A 16,281-nucleotide genomic window follows, 5' to 3' on the forward strand; every position below is an offset into this window, starting at 1 on the left:
CATGGGTTCGCCCTTTTTATCATTATCCCCTCTCCATCAGTTGCACCATCAGCATCGCTTTACCTACGATATTCGATTGGTGATAAACTTCTACTTCCAGCTTTCCAAACTTGCGCCCTACTTCTAAAATATTCGGCTTGATCTGGATTGTGGATTCCATTTGTACTGGTTTTAAGAAGTAGACAGAAAGACTCTCGACGATCAGCTCGCCCTTTTTATGAGATTTTAAGAAGCGGTTGGCTGATTCGATTAAAATTTGTGTGAACACCCCATATGAAATGTTTCCAAGCTGGTTCGTCATTTGCGGGGTGACCTCGTATTGATAAACCGCATCTGCTTTTGGTTTTTCTGTATCAGTTTCTTTAAACCCTCTTGAGACAACATCATCCAGCTTTTCTCCGACCTGCGGCTGTTTTTGAATCATTTGGAGCGCCTTGAGCACATCCTGACGGCTGATCATCCCGATCAGCTTCACATGATCATCCACAACTGGCAGCACCTCAATGCCTTCCCACACCATCATTTGTGCAGCAGAGGCGACAGATGTTTTGCCAATGACCGTCAGCGGATTTTTCGTCATTACCTTTTCAATCGGTGTGGAGCGGTCATGCCCCGCAATATCCTTTGAGGTGAGGATTCCGTGAATCTTCATTTGATCATCTGCGACCGGGAAACGGCCGTGACCAGTTTCATAATTCTTTTCATACCATTTTTCAAGCTTATCCTCTGGTGATAAATACACAGTGCGTTCAATCGGCGTTAAAATATCTTCTACAAGCACAATCTCTTTTTTAATTAATTGGTCATAAATGGCTCTGTTAATGAGAGCCGCTACGGTAAATGTATCGTAGCTTGTCGATAAAATTGGAAGCTCTAGCTCATCTGCAAGCTGAATGATTTCATCATCTGTTGAGAATCCGCCTGTGACCAGCACAGCCGCCCCTGCCTCTAATGCCTGCTTATGGGCATTGATCCGGTTTCCGACGATGAGCAGGTTGCCAGCAGCCGTATAGCGCATCATTGCGTCCAGCTCCATCGCTCCGATAACAAATTTATTTAAAGTTTTATGTAAGCCGGCGCGTCCTCCAAGGACCTGACCATCAATGACATTAACCACTTCTGCATATGTGAGTTTTTCAATATTTTCTTTTTTCTTTTGTTCAATTCGAATGGTCCCGACTCGTTCAATGGTACTGACGAATCCTTTATTTTCAGCATCTTTGATGGCCCGATAAGCGGTACCTTCACTCACTTTCATTTCTTTCGCTATGCGCCGGACAGAAATTTTCTCTCCGACATCTAATGAATCAATATACGATAAAATTTGCTCATGCTTTGTCGCCAATCCCGTTCACCCTTTTTGTTTTCAGCGTTTTCATCTATGTTTCATTATAAGGGCAGGAGGCTTTTAATAGCAATTTGTCTTTTCTTTCGACAGATGAAGGCAAACAAAAAAGCCGGCAATTGTGTGCCAGCTTTTTTCATATGAGGATTAAATCTCGATTGATTCCCCGCTGTTTAACACATGACCGACTCCGCCATGCAGGCTGTCTGCAAATGCATGCGGATCCTGTTCAATTGGCGGGAATGTGCTGTAGTGAATCGGAACGACCTGCTTTGCCCGCAGCCATTCTGCTGCGATTCTTGCATCTTCCGGTCCCATCGTGAAGTTATCACCAATTGGAAGGAATGCGAGCTCAATATGATTCAGCTCACCAATTAGTTTCATATCTGAAAAGAGTGCAGTGTCTCCAGCATGATAAATTGTTTTGCCCTCTGCGGTAAATAAAATACCTGATGGCATCCCTGTATACGTAATCGTCTGTGCCTCTTCATCAATGACAGCTGAACCGTGGAACGCTTGCGTAAGCTTCACTTTACCAAATTCAAACTCACGTCCGCCTCCAATAGAAAGCGGGTGCGTTTTCACCCCTTGCCAGCTTAAATACGTGGCAAGTTCGAAAGGCGCGACAACAAGTGCATCATTGTTTTTAGCGATTTCAATGGTGTCACCGATGTGATCTCCATGTCCATGTGTCAGCAAAATGACATCTGCTTTCACATCTTGCGGTTTGATATCTGTGTGCTTATTTCCGTTTAAAAATGGGTCAATCCAAATATGGTATCCGTTTGTTTCAATGTGTACAACTGAATGTCCATGATATGTAGCTTTCATGTAGTATATCCACCTTTCAATTTTGATCTCATATCATTTATTCCCTCTATAAAAAGCTGAAAAACTTAATGCCTGTGAATGACGTTAAGGCCACCTGTTGCTTCAATGACGGTCCCTGTAATGAGGTCTGAACGGTCATCACATAGAAATGAGATGATACGTCCTATATCCTCTCCAGTACCAGACCTGCCTATCGGCGTTTCATCATCTTTGACCTGACGTGCTTCCTCTATTGTCGATTCTTTCATCTCTCCTACGATTTTGCCTGGACAAACCATATTGGCGGTGATGCCGTTTTCGGCTTCTTCAATCGCAATGGTTTTCGTCAATGACGCAAGGCCCACTTTTGCCGCTCCAAAGGCTGATCTGTGCATCCAGCCTGGCGCATGGTCTGCACCTTGAAAGCCATAAGTGATAATACGGCCAAAGCCTTGTTTTCTCATCATTGGGATGACCATTCGGAATAAATGGAATACTGCTGATAAGTTGCCTTCCATCATTTTGTACCATTCATCTTCAGAGTAATCCGCCAGTTTTTTTCGTTCAAAAATGTAAGGACCAGCATTATTAATTAAGGCATCAATCCGCCCAAATCGCTCTGCTGCCAGCTCTACCATGTTTTTTAAATCTTCTTTTTTTGTCACATCACCTTGGACAAATTGAAGCTTATCTTCGTACTGCTGTAATTCTTCTTTCATCTGCCGGACAGCTTCATCATCACTTCGATAATTCACTGTCACAGAATACCCCATATTCAGTAAAGACTCGGTGACTTTCCGGCCAAGTCCTTTAGAACCCGCTGTTATTAATGCGTGTCGCACACAATCTCCTCCTAAAACAAAGGTTGCAAGTTCACGTGTTTCTTATCTTATCTTTTACTTTACTATAAACCGTCATCTGGCGCACTTATGAACCCTTTATCGATATGAGTAAAACAGTATAGGGTGATTCATCCATTTTTTCAGATCCCATGAGCCATGGATATCGAGAAGCAGCGAAACAAAACGATAGCATTCTCTCACCTCATGAAGATCACGAGGAAGTGGACAATTTTCTTCATAGCCCAATTGGACATCGCGGGCAGCTTCTTTCGTCAAAAGGTATTCCAATGCAATAAAATCAAACGCAGCTGGTCCATATACGACATATTCTGTATCAACTAAACTCGTCACTTGATCGTCTTTTTCAATATATTGAGACGGATCTAAATCAATTAAAATGAGACTGGCTGAATCAGGAGGCTTAAGCTTTTCAATCTTTTGCAGCACAATTTCTGCATAACAGTGAAATTCAGTCTGATCAGCATAATAACGCTCTATGAGTTTGGGTACAACCTTTTTTAACACCGCATGAAATTCTCTCAAATGTTTCTTTTCAGCTCCGTATACTGCACCAAAAAAGTCAGTACGATATGAATGAAGTTGTGCTAGTTTCCTCCCATAATCCTTATAAAAGTCTGATGAACGTCCCTCAAAAGATGTAAAAGGTGTTCCTTCTACTTTTTCCATTACATAAAAATGTCTCCCTGCCTTCTTCACTTTACGAACAACTTCTGGAATATGAAAGGAATTCGTATGAGACAGCTTTTGATTGATTTGATCGATATGCTCTTGTACAGTACGTTCATCTACTCCATAGATCATATTGATCCCAGACACAAATTCACTTTCTTCTCTTAAAGTTTTAGGAGATTTGATCACATATTCCGTTTTATCTTGTAAGGAGATCAGCCACACATCATTGGCCCGTCCGTCATATTGTTCTCCTAACGTTTTCACTGATACGATCGGTTGATGAAACAAAGCCTCAAGCGTTTTCTTCATGATCTGCTGTCACTCCCTTTTCTGCTTGACGCTGGTATGCTTTCATTTTCTCCAATGGTCATTAATCTCCTTTTTCCATGACAAAAAAACCATCCGTATAAACGAATGGTTTTGGTAAGTTATGCCAGACAGGCTTTTGCTTTTTCTAAAGCGAGCTGGATTTGTTTGAATCCAGTTCCGCCTGCACTTGTTCTTTTTTCAACCGCCACATACGGATCAAGAACAGTGTAAATGTCTTGTTCAAAAAGCTCGCTTGCTTCTGTAAAAGTTTCAAAAGGAAGGTCACTTAAGTAGATGCCTTTTTGAATACATGTATACACAAGCTTGCCAACGATTTCGTGTGCTTCACGGAATGGCATGCCTTTTTTCGCAAGGTAGTCTGCCACTTCTGTCGCATTTGAGAAATCTTCTTTTGTTGCCTTTTTCATGACATCTTCGTTGACTGTCATCGTTTGGATCATACCTGTGAAGATTTGCAGGCTGCCAGCGATGGTTTTCACTGTATCAAACATGCCTTCTTTATCTTCTTGCAGGTCTTTGTTATACGTAAGCGGCAAGCCTTTCATAATCGTGAGAAGCCCCATCAGGTTGCCATACACACGGCCTGTTTTCCCGCGGATTAATTCAGCCATATCCGGGTTTTTCTTCTGCGGCATCATGCTGCTGCCTGTTGCATACGTATCATCGAGTTCAATGAATTTGAATTCTTGCGAGCACCATAAAATGATTTCCTCACAAAAACGTGAGAGGTGCATCATCACAAGACTGCTATTAGACAAAAACTCTAAAATGAAGTCCCGATCACTCACACCATCAAGGCTGTTTTCGTAAATGTGGTCAAAGCCAAGCTGCTCTGCAGTATATTCACGATCAATCGGGAATGTCGTTCCTGCTAACGCTCCGCATCCAAGCGGAGATACGTTAATTCGCTTCAATGAATCTTGAAAGCGCGCTTTGTCACGCTCAAGCATCCAAAAATAGGCGAGCATATGATGGGCAAACGAAATAGGCTGTGCACGCTGCAGGTGCGTATATCCTGGGAAAATCGTTTCAACGTGCTGTTCTGCCTTTTCTACAAGCACCGTTTGAAAGGAAGAGATCAGTTCAATGATATGCTCTACTTGGTTATTCAAATATAAGTGCATATCAGTTGCGACCTGATCATTCCGGCTTCTCGCTGTGTGCAATTTGCCGCCAAGCGGACCAATCTCATCAATGAGCATTTTTTCAAGGTTTAAATGAATGTCCTCATAATCTACTGAAAATTCCAGTTCATCCGCCTCTGCCTTTTTCATGAGCGTATTTAGTCCGTCTTTGATGGCAACGGCCTCCTCATCACCGAGGATACCGCATTTATTCAGCATACTTGCATGAGCAAGGGAGCCGGTCAGATCTTCTTTGACTAATTGTTTGTCGAAATGAATGGACGCGCCAAACTCATCGACCCATTTTTCTGGTGTTTTTTGAAATCGGCCTCCCCAAAGCTTTTTCATGCTTTAACCTGCTCCTTTTTATTCACGATGCTATTTACTTTTGTCGGTAAGCCCCAAAGGTTAATAAATCCTACAGCTGCATCATGATCAAATTCATCTGCTTTTGTATAAGTTGCGAGATTTTCATCATAAAGTGAATATGGTGATTTACGTCCTTCTACAATGGCGTGGCCTTTAAATAGTTTCACACGTACAACACCTGTTACGTTTTGCTGTGTTTCCTGTAAGAAAGCATCTAGTGCTTCTTTAAGCGGTGAGAACCATAAGCCGTTGTATATTAATTCAGCCATTTTTTGTTCCACGATTGGTTTAAAGTGTGCGACTTCTTTAACAAGCGTTAAGTCTTCAAGCTCTTTATGTGCTTTAAGAAGTGTGACTGCACCTGGGCACTCGTACACTTCACGAGATTTGATCCCAACAAGACGGTTTTCAACGTGATCGATTCTGCCAACACCATGCTGACCAGCGACTTCATTTAAATGAAGGATAAGATCAGATAATGAATACTGGATTCCGTCAATCGCTGTCGGTTTTCCTTTTTCAAACGTGATTTCAATGATTTCAGGTGTGTCAGGCGTTTTTTCAAGTGGATTTGTCAGATCATATGCACCCTCTGGCGGCGCAGCCCAAGGATCCTCTAAAATGCCACATTCGTTACTTCTGCCCCAAAGGTTTTGGTCGATTGAATATGGGCTGTCTAAGTTAATCGGAATTGGAATACCGTGTTTTTGTGCATAATCGATTTCCTCATCACGAGACCATTTCCATTCACGCACTGGCGCAAGAACTTCTAGATCTGGATTCAATGCTTTAATGGATACTTCAAAACGAACTTGGTCGTTCCCTTTTCCAGTACATCCATGAGCAACTGCTACTGCATTTTCTTTTTCTGCTACTTCCACTAATTTTTTTGCAATTAGCGGACGGGATAGTGCAGATACTAGTGGATATTTTCCTTCATACATTGTGTGTGCTTGTAATGCAGTGAGTGCAAACTCTTCAGCAAATTCTTCTTTTGCGTCAATCATGTATGATTGAACTGCCCCGACTTGAAGCGCTTTTTGTTGAACGAATGCCAAGTCTTTTCCTTCACCTACGTCAAGGCAGCAAGCAACAACTTCGTATCCTTGCTCTTGTAACCATTTAACTGCAACAGAGGTATCAAGACCTCCGGAATATGCTAATACAACTTTTTTATTTTGTGACATGATTGAAAAGCTCCTCTCGCTTGTTTTGATTCTGTGAATGTTTTTTGCATAAAAATAAGTTTTAATTTATAAACATGCATTTAGTATGTATACACTGTAACAAGGAAAAATTGTTTTTTCAACCCCTTTATGAAAAAAACTCTGCCAAATTTTCTTGGCAGAGTCATTTTGGGCTATTTTTGATCTTTTTCAAGCTCTCGTAAGACGTGAGGAAGCTCTGGAATCACGAGTTTTGTCATGGCTAAACGAACGGCTCCGGTAGATCCCGGCGTGGCAAAGACAGCCTTTTGATTGACGACCCCTGCCGTTGCCCGGGACAAGATAGCAGCTGAACCTATGTCTTCTGTATAGCTGAGCATGCGGAAGATTTCACCAAAGCCAGGCAGCTCCTTGGAAAAAAGAGGGGTAATCGCTTCAATGGTCACATCCCTTGCAGCAATTCCTGTTCCGCCATTTAACAAGACGGCATCTATTTTCGGTTCGCTTGTTCCTTCTAGCACAGCGTCTTGAATCGATCCAATATCATCTTTTACAATATCGTATGCAAGAACAAGATGTCCCTGTTCTTTGAGCAAATCAATCATTAGGCGCCCGCTTTTATCTGTTTCCTTCGTTCTTGTATCACTGACCGTAATGACCTTCACATAAAGCCTTTCTTTCGCCTCACGTTTATGTTCTGTCACGCTCATTTTCCGCACCGCTCCCTTTTACTTCATATTGGACAACATTATAGCATGCTGCTTTTAACAGAAAAAAGCTCTTTTCCTTATTGGAAAAGAGCTTTTCAAACTTGATTACGCTAAACGCATAACGTCTCTTGCAATCATTACTTCTTCGTTTGTTGGAATGACGATCACTTTTACAGGAGAGTGCGGGTAGCTGATGAATGCTTCTTCGCCTCTCATGTTGTTTAGGGAAGGATCCCAGTAAACGCCCATGAATTCTAGACCACGAAGTACACGTGCTCTTACTTCTGAACTGTTTTCACCGATTCCAGCTGTGAAGATGATCGCATCTACACCATTCATTCTTGCTGCATAAGAACCGATGTATTTATGAATACGGCTCGCAAAAATATCAAGAGCAACTTCTGCACGGTCGTTTCCTTCTTCTGTTGCTTCTTCGATATCACGAAGGTCACTTGACAGACCAGACACACCTAAAAGACCACTCTTCTTATTCAAAGTAGAAAGCACTTCTTCAGCAGTATGTCCTGTTTTTTCCATAATGAATGGAATAAGAGCAGGGTCAATGTTACCTGAACGTGTCCCCATTGCAACACCAGCAAGTGGTGTAAAGCCCATAGATGTATCGATTGATTTTCCGCCTTCAACTGCTGCGATACTCGCACCATTACCAAGGTGGCAAGAAATCAGACGAAGCTCTTCTAGTGGACGGCCTAATAGCTCTGCTGCACGCTCTGTAACGAACTTGTGGCTTGTCCCGTGGAATCCGTATTTACGAATACCAAAGTTTTTGTAGTAGTCGTATGGAAGGCTGTATAGGTAAGACTGCTCTGGCATAGTTTGGTGGAACGCTGTATCGAACACAGCAACCGCTGGTACGTCAGGCAGAATTTGTTTGAATGCTTTGATTCCTACAACGTTTGCAGGGTTGTGAAGTGGTGCAAGCTCTGAAAGCTGATCAATGTCGTTAATCACTTCATCAGTTAAAAGTACAGAATCGCTGAATTTCTCTCCGCCGTGAACAACACGGTGTCCTACGCCATCAATTTCATTAAAGTCTTTGATAATGTGAAATTCAGTTAGTTTTTCAAGCAGCATTTTGACCGCTACTGCGTGATCTGGAATATCTGTCACTTCTGTTTTCTTTTCTCCATCTACAGAAATCGTGAAGATACTGTTGTCCATTCCAATTCTTTCAACAAGCCCTTTTGTTAAAACGGTTTCTTCTGGCATGTCGAACAATTGGAATTTAAGAGATGAGCTTCCTGCGTTGATTGCAATAATTTTGGACATTACTGTCGCTCCTTTTACTCAGTTGTTATATAAGGTTCACGTTTTTTCCGGTGCTATATTCAACCTGTTTGACGGGTCTTTTATAGTTTAACGATAAGTCCGAAAAATATCTGACTTTTTCATTTAAACATTGAAAACTTTGCATTTCAAGTGCACCTTCAAACTGTTATCGCTTACATCGATAAGTCATTATTTTCTGAATAGTAAAATAGCCAGAAATTACTCTGGCTATTCTTTCGCTTCTTTTTCTTCTATAAACCACTGGTCTAGTTTTCGCATCACACCGACCATTGCTTCCTTTTGTGAGAAAGATGGAAGATTGGCAAACAGCATTCGTTTTGGTGCTTCCAGCCCTTCTTTTTTCTTTTGCATCACAAATAAGCTTTTGGCGTGTTTTTTATCCTTAAACATGGACACTGGCAGCTGAATTAACGCATTCATATACGCATGGTCTTTGATGAAATCCTTTAATTGTACGCTTTCTTTTCCTTCAAACAAGTCGTTTGGAATGATGAAGAATAAGAAGCCGCCTTCTTTTGTGTAGCGGAGGCTTTGTTCAATGAATAAATAATGGGCAAAGGCATGTCCTTCTTTTGCCTTTAATTCAAAGTCTGCTGCACGTTCATCATTTGGATAATAGCCGACTGGCAGGCTGCATACAGTGACATCTGCCGGTGAGATCAGAAGCGGTTCAAGACTGTCCTGGTGGAAAAGCTCGACTTCTTTCTCCTCTAAATTCGCCTGGGCCCAAGCAATTTTAATGAGCACATCATCAATTTCAGACGCAAAGCCGCGCTTTGTTTCTGCAGTGAGATTGTTTAAAACCGCAAGAAGTAAGTTTCCTGTTCCCGCTGCTGGATCAAAGACAACAAGCTCTTTTTGACCTTCTAAAAATTTATTCACCAAATAGCTGACAAACAGTCCAATCGTATCTGGCGTCATCTGGCGATTTGGATGAGAAATATCCTTTTGACCTTTCAATACGGCGAGCTGAAACGCCTTACGAATCTGCTCATGATCATAAGAAGCAAAATCTGCTTTCTCTATTAAATCCTTTAATAAACCGTTTCGATCATTTGCTTGGAAAAAGGCTTCTCCTGCTTCTGCCAATGCCTCAATATAGGAAATGCTCTGTTCCTTTTTTAATCGAATAGAAGCTGTATCGAGCAGTTCAAAAATAGTACTTACTTGATCTTTCTGCAATGCTTTTCTCTCCTCGCTTTGTTAAAAGCTATATGTTCTCATTGAAAAGAGCCCCAGGATGAAGCCGGAGCTCTTGTCGATGCTGCTTTTATAACAGTGATTTTGCAGCTTCAATGGCTTTTTCATAATTTGGGTGATTCGTTGCTTCACTTACGTATTCAGTGTAAACCACTTTTCCGTTAGGGTCTAATACGAAGACTGCGCGCGCCAATAAACGCAATTCTTTCATATACACTCCGAATGCTTCACCAAATGACATATCTCTGTGATCAGATAATGTTTCGACATTTTCAATTCCGTTTGCTCCGCACCAGCGTGCTTGTGCAAATGGAAGGTCTGCACTAATCGTATAAATATTGACCGGACCTAAACCCGCTGCCTCTTCATTGAAACGTCTTGTTTGTGCGTCACACACACCTGTATCAATAGAAGGAATCACTGAGATGATCGTCACTTTTCCTGCTAAATCAGAAAGTGAAACTTCTCCAAGTGAGTTCGTTAAAACCGTAAAATCAGGAGCCTGCTCGCCTACTTTTACTTCATTACCTACAAGCGTGACAGGACTTCCTTTAAATGTGATCGATGCCAAAACAATTCCTCCCTTTTCAAATGTATGGTTCTATCATAGTAGAGAAAGCAAAAAACTGCAAAGCCTAATCGTCCATTTTGAAAAAAAAGTTAACTGCAGCGCAGCTAACTTTTTAAAGGTCTATGTCATCTAGTTTTCGTTCTTTATGACGGTGCTCCCGCTCATCCTTCTTAAACATGTGCTGAAGACGTTCAATTGCTTGAGGAGCAGAATCCAATATTTTATCGAGCAGATGTGTGTGTTCATCCAAATGAAGCATTCGAACTCCGTTTGTTCCTACAATTAAGAAGGCAATTGGTGTAATCGATACCCCGCCGCCGCTTCCGCCGCCAAATGGGAGTCTCGGTTCTTTTCGTTCTTGATCATCAGAACGCTTTTCCTTCTTTTGGTTCCCGTTAAATTCACTGCCGCCGGCTGCAAATCCAAAACCAACCTTTGACACAGTGAGAATGACACTGCCGTCAGGGGTTTCGACTGGATCGCCGATGATTGTATTCACATCTATCATTTCTTTTAAGTTTTCCATCGCAGTCTTCATGAGACCTTGGATTGGATGATCTGCCATTTTCGGGTTCCTCCTTAAACAGATGATTCATTCTTCGTTGCTTGAAGAGAGGCACTTTTTCTCGCCTTTCTCCCTTTTAACCAATGAACAAGTAAACGAATGGCTGCAAGCATAGCATGTCCAATACGAAAATAAGCTATACATGTAAACTGAGTCTGTGACACATTGTGCTGAAAGGCCGGAATGACTTCATATACAGGTTTATGCTTAAAGGTGAGATGCTCCTGCATAAAGGCAAGCAGCGCTCCTTTAACTGACCACACACCGCCGGCTGCTACACCTGTTAAAGCGGCGTCATGAAAGCCGATCCATGTCGACCAGTGAAATGAGACAACCCTTATGTGAATGAAGAACTTGCGCATGATCCGATTTAAATCGACAATCTCTTTTGTGATGCGCTCCATTTGATGAAGGATTTGCTTCATATCACGTTTTCCTACTTTTTTATGCATCGATTCTTTTTCGTGATCAGGGGTTTTGGCGCTTTCCATTTTCTTTTCACGAATATCAATCGTTTGGTCTTCTGGATTGACCCTCACCATCGGAATCTCTTTTTTGAGTCTGACCAATCCATATAAGGTGATGACCTTCAGTGCAATATGGTCATTGTCGTTTGTATGCGAATAGTCCAGCGAAATGGTTACTTTCATGAAAATCAACAAGATCACAAGAAACAAAAACGCTGCGATCCAAACGTAAAGCACTGTGCTCACTTCCTCCATAACAAATGATGCTTCCCCTACGATTATGGCTCTCATTCTGGATTTTATACCCAATCAACAAAAAAAGAGTTTGACCAGTACGCGGCCAAACTCCTCTGATTATACGTTTGATTCTGTTTTTTCATATAAATGTTCATGGACGACCACCGTATCAGCAAAGTAATCATGAACCCCCTGCTTTTTCGGCGAGAACCCAACGATTGCATAGAGAACAAAGATCGTATTAATGTAGCGTCCCACAATCTCTCTAAAGAAAATAACATCCCACGCCAGCTTCTTCTCAGGCTGAAGTGAGACCACTTTAATCCCAAACACCATTTTGCCGAGTGTTTGCTGAAAGATTTTCGTCATGATGGCGAAATAAAGGAGGAATACAATCGTCGTTGTGACGGAAAATGGAGAAAACCATCCCCCTCCTTTGGACCAGCCAAACAGACTAAAGATTGGAGAAACCGTCAAATGGTTGACACCCCAGACGACGAGCCAATCAAGAATAAACGCCCAAAATCTAATCCAAAAACCTGCAAACGCCTGTGCTTCAATTGAAGCGCGCTTCACAAAGGCCGGCTTCGATTCTTCCTCTTGGCTGCGGCTTTCGCTTACTTCATCGAATGTAGAATCCATCTATGATCCCTCCTTTATTTTGAATAGAGATACATCGGTTTAGACCCATTTGAGCCAGCCAGTGTTTCTTTTAAATTCAGAAAATCAATTTCGCTTTTAAAGAGCTTGCTAGCACTCATATTAAAGAGAGAGTTCCAGCCAAAGCTTTGAGAATAGCTGACCACTGTTGCTCCTTTTAAGCCTTTTTCATTTTTCTTCATCGCTTTTAATGCATCTTCATAATACCCAAGCTCATCGACTAATCCGTTCGATTTTGCCTGTGTCCCGTCATATACCCGGCCGTCAGCAATTTTCTTGACTTCCTGTTTTGACATGCCGCGTCCTTCAGAGATCACTTTGACAAATCCTTCATAAGAGTTATCGACCATGCTTTGCATGATGTTGCGCTCATCTTTTGTCATATCACGGTTTGGAGACATGATATCTTTGAATTTCCCGCTCTTAATCGTTTCATATTTAATACCCAAATTATCTGCCAGCTTTGAATAATTCAAGCTTTGCATGATGACACCTAACGATCCTGTTAATGTTTCAGGTGAAGCAAAGATTTTCTTCGCTGGAGTTGACACGTAGTAGCCGCCAGAAGCTGCCATTGAACCCATAGATACGTAAATCGGCTTCTTCGCTTTTTTCACTTCTTCTAATTTTTTATGTATTTCAGCACTTTCATAGACACCGCCGCCAGGAGAGTTTACGCGCAGCAGTACGCCTTTTACAGAAGCATCCTCTTTCGCTTTATCTAGTTCCTTGAGGAATGCACGATGATCATAACCTTCTCCGCCTAATAGGCTCGATGCGCCGCCATTATCTTGAATGGTTCCATTAATCTCAAGAACAGCAATCTTGCCTGCACCGCTGCCATTCTCTAGTACCTTCTCTTCTATTTCATCCCCGAATTGATAGCTCATTTTATTGTCATTGAAGCTATCGAACAAGGCCATCGTGACACTAATCACAATTGAAAATCCGAAAACACCAAGTGCAATAATTAGCGCTACCCATCTTTTCGCATTCATCTTTTTCTCCTCCTTTTTATCTCACTTCATTCATACGAATGCCCACATGAAATGTTTCACAGGAATTGTGGTTTTTTTACATTTCATGTAGGCATATGATAGCACCTCTCTTAAATAACGATCAACTTTACGTCGTCTACATAGACAAGGGCATGACGGAAAATTGGCTTTTTTATCCTCTCCCTGCACCTAATAGGCTAGATCTTCACCGCAACGAAACACCTAAACCATTCTTTCATGAGAAAACGGCTATTCAATTATGCTCAGGATTCAGCCATTTCAAATCACTCACATCGACTCATTTCTCATAAAGCAATCCGATCATCAGAAGGTTCTTTCTAAAGTTTTTACTTTCATATGAAAAAAGTGTAAAATGTGAGCAAGGGTTTTCATGTAAGCCCTTTATCATTGAAAATTATTTTTGACAGCAAAGGGGAGAACGTCAATGACAGACAATCGTCGCAATGTATTTTTCTTTTACAAAAAAGATCATGAATTGGATGGACACATTTCTTCTCTCGAGAAGCTCGCTACCGATCAGGGCTTTCACGTCGTCAAGCGTGCAGAGGATGCCCATATTATTGCTTCAATTGGCGGGGATGGCACATTTCTTCAAGCAGTACGTAAAACAAACTTCCGGGATGACTGCTTGTATGTAGGGGTATCAAAATCAGAAAATACGCACCTATACTGCGATTTCTCGTTAGAGCATTTTGATAAAATGATTGATGCCATGAATACTGAACAGCTTGAAGTGAGAAAATATCCGATCATCGATGTAAGCGTTGACAGCACAAACCAGTTCCATTGCTTAAATGAACTGTCAATCCGCTCCAGCATTATTAAAACATTTGTGATCGATGTGTATATAGATGATTTCCACTTTGAAACTTTTAGAGGCGACGGCATGATTATTTCCACTCCGACTGGTTCAACGGCTTACAATAAATCCGTGAGTGGCGCCGTGGTTGATCCGATGCTTCCTTGTATGCAAGTCACAGAGCTTGCATCGCTGAACAACAACTCATACCGTACATTAGGCGCTCCTTTTATCTTGAGCAGTGACCGCAAGCTGACGCTGAAGGTAGTGCAAGATGGAAACGACCATCCAATTATCGGGCTTGATAACGAAGCGCTTGGCACAAAACACGTCAAACAAATTGACATTGGCCTTTCAGGAAAAGTGATTAAAACGGTGAAATTAAAAGACAACTCTTACTGGGAAAAAGTAAAACGCAGATTCCTTTGAGAATTTGTCCGCGCGCTGAAAGCTCCTTTACGGGGCTTTTTTTATGTCTTTTCATTCACGGTCATGGTTATGGTATGATGTCACAAGTATGAATGTACGAAAAGGAGAACACGATGACATTAGAACATTTTGATCAATATCCATTAAGTAATGAATTGAAACAAGCGTTAGAAGCGCTTCACTTCCATACACCTACACCCGTTCAGCACGAGACATTATCTGTTGCTTTTTCAAAGCAGGATTTAATCGTCAAATCTCAGACTGGGAGCGGCAAGACTGCAGCCTATGGTCTGCCGATTTGTGAAATGGTTGATTGGGCTGAAAATAAACCTCAAGCCCTTATCCTCGTTCCGACACGTGAACTCTCCATGCAGGTCAAACAAGACCTCACAAGCCTTGGGCGATTCAAACGGATCAAAGCCGCAGCCATTTATGGAAAAGCCTCTTTTCAAGCGCAAAAAGTAGAGCTTTCACAGAAAAACCATATTGTGTGCGGGACACCAGGCCGCATTTTGGATCACCTTGAGAAAGGCACCCTTTCTTTAGAAAACCTCAAATTTTTCGTGTTAGATGAAGCGGATGAAATGCTGAACATGGGATTTATCGATCAAGTCTCTTCTATTATTCAATATCTGCCGCCAAAGCGCATGTCGATGCTGTTTTCAGCGACAATGTCTGATGATATGGAGAAATTGAGCGAACAGTTTTTACAATCACCGAAAGTCATTGAAATCGCACGTGAAGAAGCTTCTGTACAGCAAATCTCCCACACCGTGATTGAGACAGAAGAAGAATCGAAATTCTCCCTTCTTCAGCGTACGATCGTCATTGAAAATCCAGATAGCTGCATTATTTTCTGTAATACACAGGACCGGGTGAATGAACTCACGATGAAGCTGGATGAATGGGATGTGCCCTGTGACAAAATTCACGGCGGCATGAGACAGGAAGACCGCTTTGATGTGATGGATGAATTTAAAAAAGGTGAATTCCGTTATCTGATCGCAACAGATATAGCAGCCCGGGGAATTGATGTCAGTGATATGACACATGTCATTCATTATGATCTTCCTTATGAAAAAGAGCGCTATATTCACCGAACTGGTAGAACAGGCAGAGCGGGAAAAAGCGGAAAAACGATTGCGTTTATGACAAAGAATGCTAAGCCGCTTATTGATGAATTAAAGCAGGATGCCGGCATAGATTTTCAAACTCAGCCTTATCCAACGAAGGAAGAAGCAGAAAAGCATGTAGAAAGCTTTGAAGAGAAAATTGAAACGCCTATTCAAAAGGAAAATAAACAGGCAGGCGTTGAGAAGGATATTATGAAGCTTTATTTTAACGGTGGAAAGAAAAAGAAGCTGCGAGCTGTTGATTTCGTTGGGACCATTGCCAAAATAGATGGCGTTGCATTCGATGACATTGGGATTATTACAATTCAAGACACGAAAACATATGTAGATATTTTAAACGGCAAAGGTCCTCTTGTGCTGAATGCCATGCGCCACACAACCATTAAAGGCAAGCAGTTAAAAGTACATGAAGCACGTTCATAAAAAGTAAAGGCCCAGCGCCTTTACTTTTTTATTGATGATGAAATAAACGCACAAACCGTGATCCCATCAGTCTTTTTG

General features: G+C 41.7%; 16 protein-coding genes. 2 read left to right on the forward strand and 14 right to left on the reverse strand.

The window, feature by feature from the left end:
- Positions 1-22 precede the first annotated feature (22 nt).
- From ACP69X_RS13925 to sppA, 14 genes are all read right to left on the reverse strand, one after another.
- Complete coding sequence (locus ACP69X_RS13925; RefSeq protein ID WP_041086597.1) at positions 23-1,345, reverse strand: CBS domain-containing protein; 1,323 nt, start codon at positions 1,343-1,345, stop codon at positions 23-25.
- Between the two features lie 147 nt (positions 1,346-1,492).
- Positions 1,493-2,176: a metal-dependent hydrolase gene (locus tag ACP69X_RS13930; protein ID WP_041086599.1), complete on the reverse strand. Its 684-nt coding sequence runs from the start codon at positions 2,174-2,176 to the stop codon at positions 1,493-1,495.
- Positions 2,177-2,241: 65 nt separating this feature from the next.
- Entirely contained in the window at positions 2,242-2,997 is a 756-nt protein-coding gene (locus ACP69X_RS13935) for an SDR family oxidoreductase (RefSeq protein WP_073978747.1), read from the reverse strand.
- 96 nt (positions 2,998-3,093) lie between these two features.
- The gene (locus ACP69X_RS13940) at positions 3,094-3,999 is read right to left on the reverse strand and encodes an aminoglycoside phosphotransferase family protein (protein WP_073978746.1); all 906 of its coding nucleotides are present in this window, start codon (positions 3,997-3,999) and stop codon (positions 3,094-3,096) included.
- A gap of 119 nt (positions 4,000-4,118) precedes the next feature.
- Positions 4,119-5,492: an argininosuccinate lyase gene (gene argH / locus ACP69X_RS13945; protein ID WP_073978745.1), complete on the reverse strand. Its 1,374-nt coding sequence runs from the start codon at positions 5,490-5,492 to the stop codon at positions 4,119-4,121.
- The gene (locus ACP69X_RS13950; RefSeq protein ID WP_024424806.1) at positions 5,489-6,700 is read right to left on the reverse strand and encodes an argininosuccinate synthase; all 1,212 of its coding nucleotides are present in this window, start codon (positions 6,698-6,700) and stop codon (positions 5,489-5,491) included. Before ACP69X_RS13950 ends, argH begins: the two co-directional genes overlap by 4 nt.
- A 173-nt stretch (positions 6,701-6,873) precedes the next feature.
- Entirely contained in the window at positions 6,874-7,389 is a 516-nt protein-coding gene (locus tag ACP69X_RS13955) for a MogA/MoaB family molybdenum cofactor biosynthesis protein (protein WP_041086605.1), read from the reverse strand.
- 105 nt (positions 7,390-7,494) lie between these two features.
- Positions 7,495-8,679 carry an acetate kinase gene (locus ACP69X_RS13960; protein WP_024424808.1) on the reverse strand — a complete coding sequence of 395 codons (1,185 nt, stop codon included), beginning with the start codon at positions 8,677-8,679 and terminating at the stop codon, positions 7,495-7,497.
- Positions 8,680-8,907: 228 nt separating this feature from the next.
- Complete coding sequence (locus tag ACP69X_RS13965) at positions 8,908-9,882, reverse strand: class I SAM-dependent methyltransferase (protein ID WP_041086607.1); 975 nt, start codon at positions 9,880-9,882, stop codon at positions 8,908-8,910.
- 88 nt (positions 9,883-9,970) lie between these two features.
- Entirely contained in the window at positions 9,971-10,471 is a 501-nt protein-coding gene (tpx, locus tag ACP69X_RS13970; RefSeq protein WP_024424810.1) for a thiol peroxidase, read from the reverse strand.
- A 112-nt stretch (positions 10,472-10,583) separates the two neighbouring features.
- Positions 10,584-11,036, reverse strand: coding sequence for a GerW family sporulation protein (gene ytfJ / locus ACP69X_RS13975; RefSeq protein WP_024424811.1), 453 nt, complete (start codon positions 11,034-11,036; stop codon positions 10,584-10,586).
- A 14-nt stretch (positions 11,037-11,050) separates the two neighbouring features.
- Positions 11,051-11,758, reverse strand: coding sequence for a DUF2953 domain-containing protein (locus tag ACP69X_RS13980; protein ID WP_075611760.1), 708 nt, complete (start codon positions 11,756-11,758; stop codon positions 11,051-11,053).
- A 99-nt stretch (positions 11,759-11,857) separates the two neighbouring features.
- A complete protein-coding gene (locus tag ACP69X_RS13985; protein WP_041086612.1) occupies positions 11,858-12,382 on the reverse strand; it encodes an RDD family protein in 525 nt (174 codons plus the stop codon).
- Positions 12,383-12,396: 14 nt separating this feature from the next.
- Complete coding sequence (gene sppA, locus ACP69X_RS13990; RefSeq protein ID WP_024424813.1) at positions 12,397-13,398, reverse strand: signal peptide peptidase SppA; 1,002 nt, start codon at positions 13,396-13,398, stop codon at positions 12,397-12,399.
- A 445-nt stretch (positions 13,399-13,843) separates the two neighbouring features.
- On the opposite strand from sppA, the gene ACP69X_RS13995 reads away from it, so the two are divergent.
- Together ACP69X_RS13995 and ACP69X_RS14000 are read left to right on the forward strand one after the other, a co-directional pair.
- Positions 13,844-14,647: an NAD kinase gene (locus ACP69X_RS13995; RefSeq protein ID WP_024424814.1), complete on the forward strand. Its 804-nt coding sequence runs from the start codon at positions 13,844-13,846 to the stop codon at positions 14,645-14,647.
- 113 nt (positions 14,648-14,760) lie between these two features.
- A complete protein-coding gene (locus tag ACP69X_RS14000; protein ID WP_426052753.1) occupies positions 14,761-16,203 on the forward strand; it encodes a DEAD/DEAH box helicase in 1,443 nt (480 codons plus the stop codon).
- The last annotated feature ends 78 nt before the right edge of the window (positions 16,204-16,281 follow it).

This window comes from Bacillus sp. DC4300-2b2, from assembly GCF_049895685.1.
Classification (GTDB): domain Bacteria; phylum Bacillota; class Bacilli; order Bacillales; family Bacillaceae; genus Bacillus; species Bacillus safensis.

Coding starts and splice junctions, on each gene's coding strand:
- ACP69X_RS13930 (WP_041086599.1), bottom strand. CDS start 2,176: ATGAAAGCTACATATCATGGACATTCAGTTGTACACATTGAAACAAAC.
- sppA (WP_024424813.1), bottom strand. CDS start 13,398: ATGAATGCGAAAAGATGGGTAGCGCTAATTATTGCACTTGGTGTTTTC.
- argH (WP_073978745.1), bottom strand. CDS start 5,492: ATGAAAAAGCTTTGGGGAGGCCGATTTCAAAAAACACCAGAAAAATGG.
- ACP69X_RS13985 (WP_041086612.1), bottom strand. CDS start 12,382: ATGGATTCTACATTCGATGAAGTAAGCGAAAGCCGCAGCCAAGAGGAA.
- ACP69X_RS14000 (WP_426052753.1), top strand. CDS start 14,761: ATGACATTAGAACATTTTGATCAATATCCATTAAGTAATGAATTGAAA.
- ACP69X_RS13950 (WP_024424806.1), bottom strand. CDS start 6,700: ATGTCACAAAATAAAAAAGTTGTATTAGCATATTCCGGAGGTCTTGAT.
- ytfJ (WP_024424811.1), bottom strand. CDS start 11,036: ATGGCAGATCATCCAATCCAAGGTCTCATGAAGACTGCGATGGAAAAC.
- ACP69X_RS13955 (WP_041086605.1), bottom strand. CDS start 7,389: ATGAGCGTGACAGAACATAAACGTGAGGCGAAAGAAAGGCTTTATGTG.
- ACP69X_RS13980 (WP_075611760.1), bottom strand. CDS start 11,758: ATGGAGGAAGTGAGCACAGTGCTTTACGTTTGGATCGCAGCGTTTTTG.
- ACP69X_RS13995 (WP_024424814.1), top strand. CDS start 13,844: ATGACAGACAATCGTCGCAATGTATTTTTCTTTTACAAAAAAGATCAT.
- ACP69X_RS13940 (WP_073978746.1), bottom strand. CDS start 3,999: ATGAAGAAAACGCTTGAGGCTTTGTTTCATCAACCGATCGTATCAGTG.
- ACP69X_RS13960 (WP_024424808.1), bottom strand. CDS start 8,679: ATGTCCAAAATTATTGCAATCAACGCAGGAAGCTCATCTCTTAAATTC.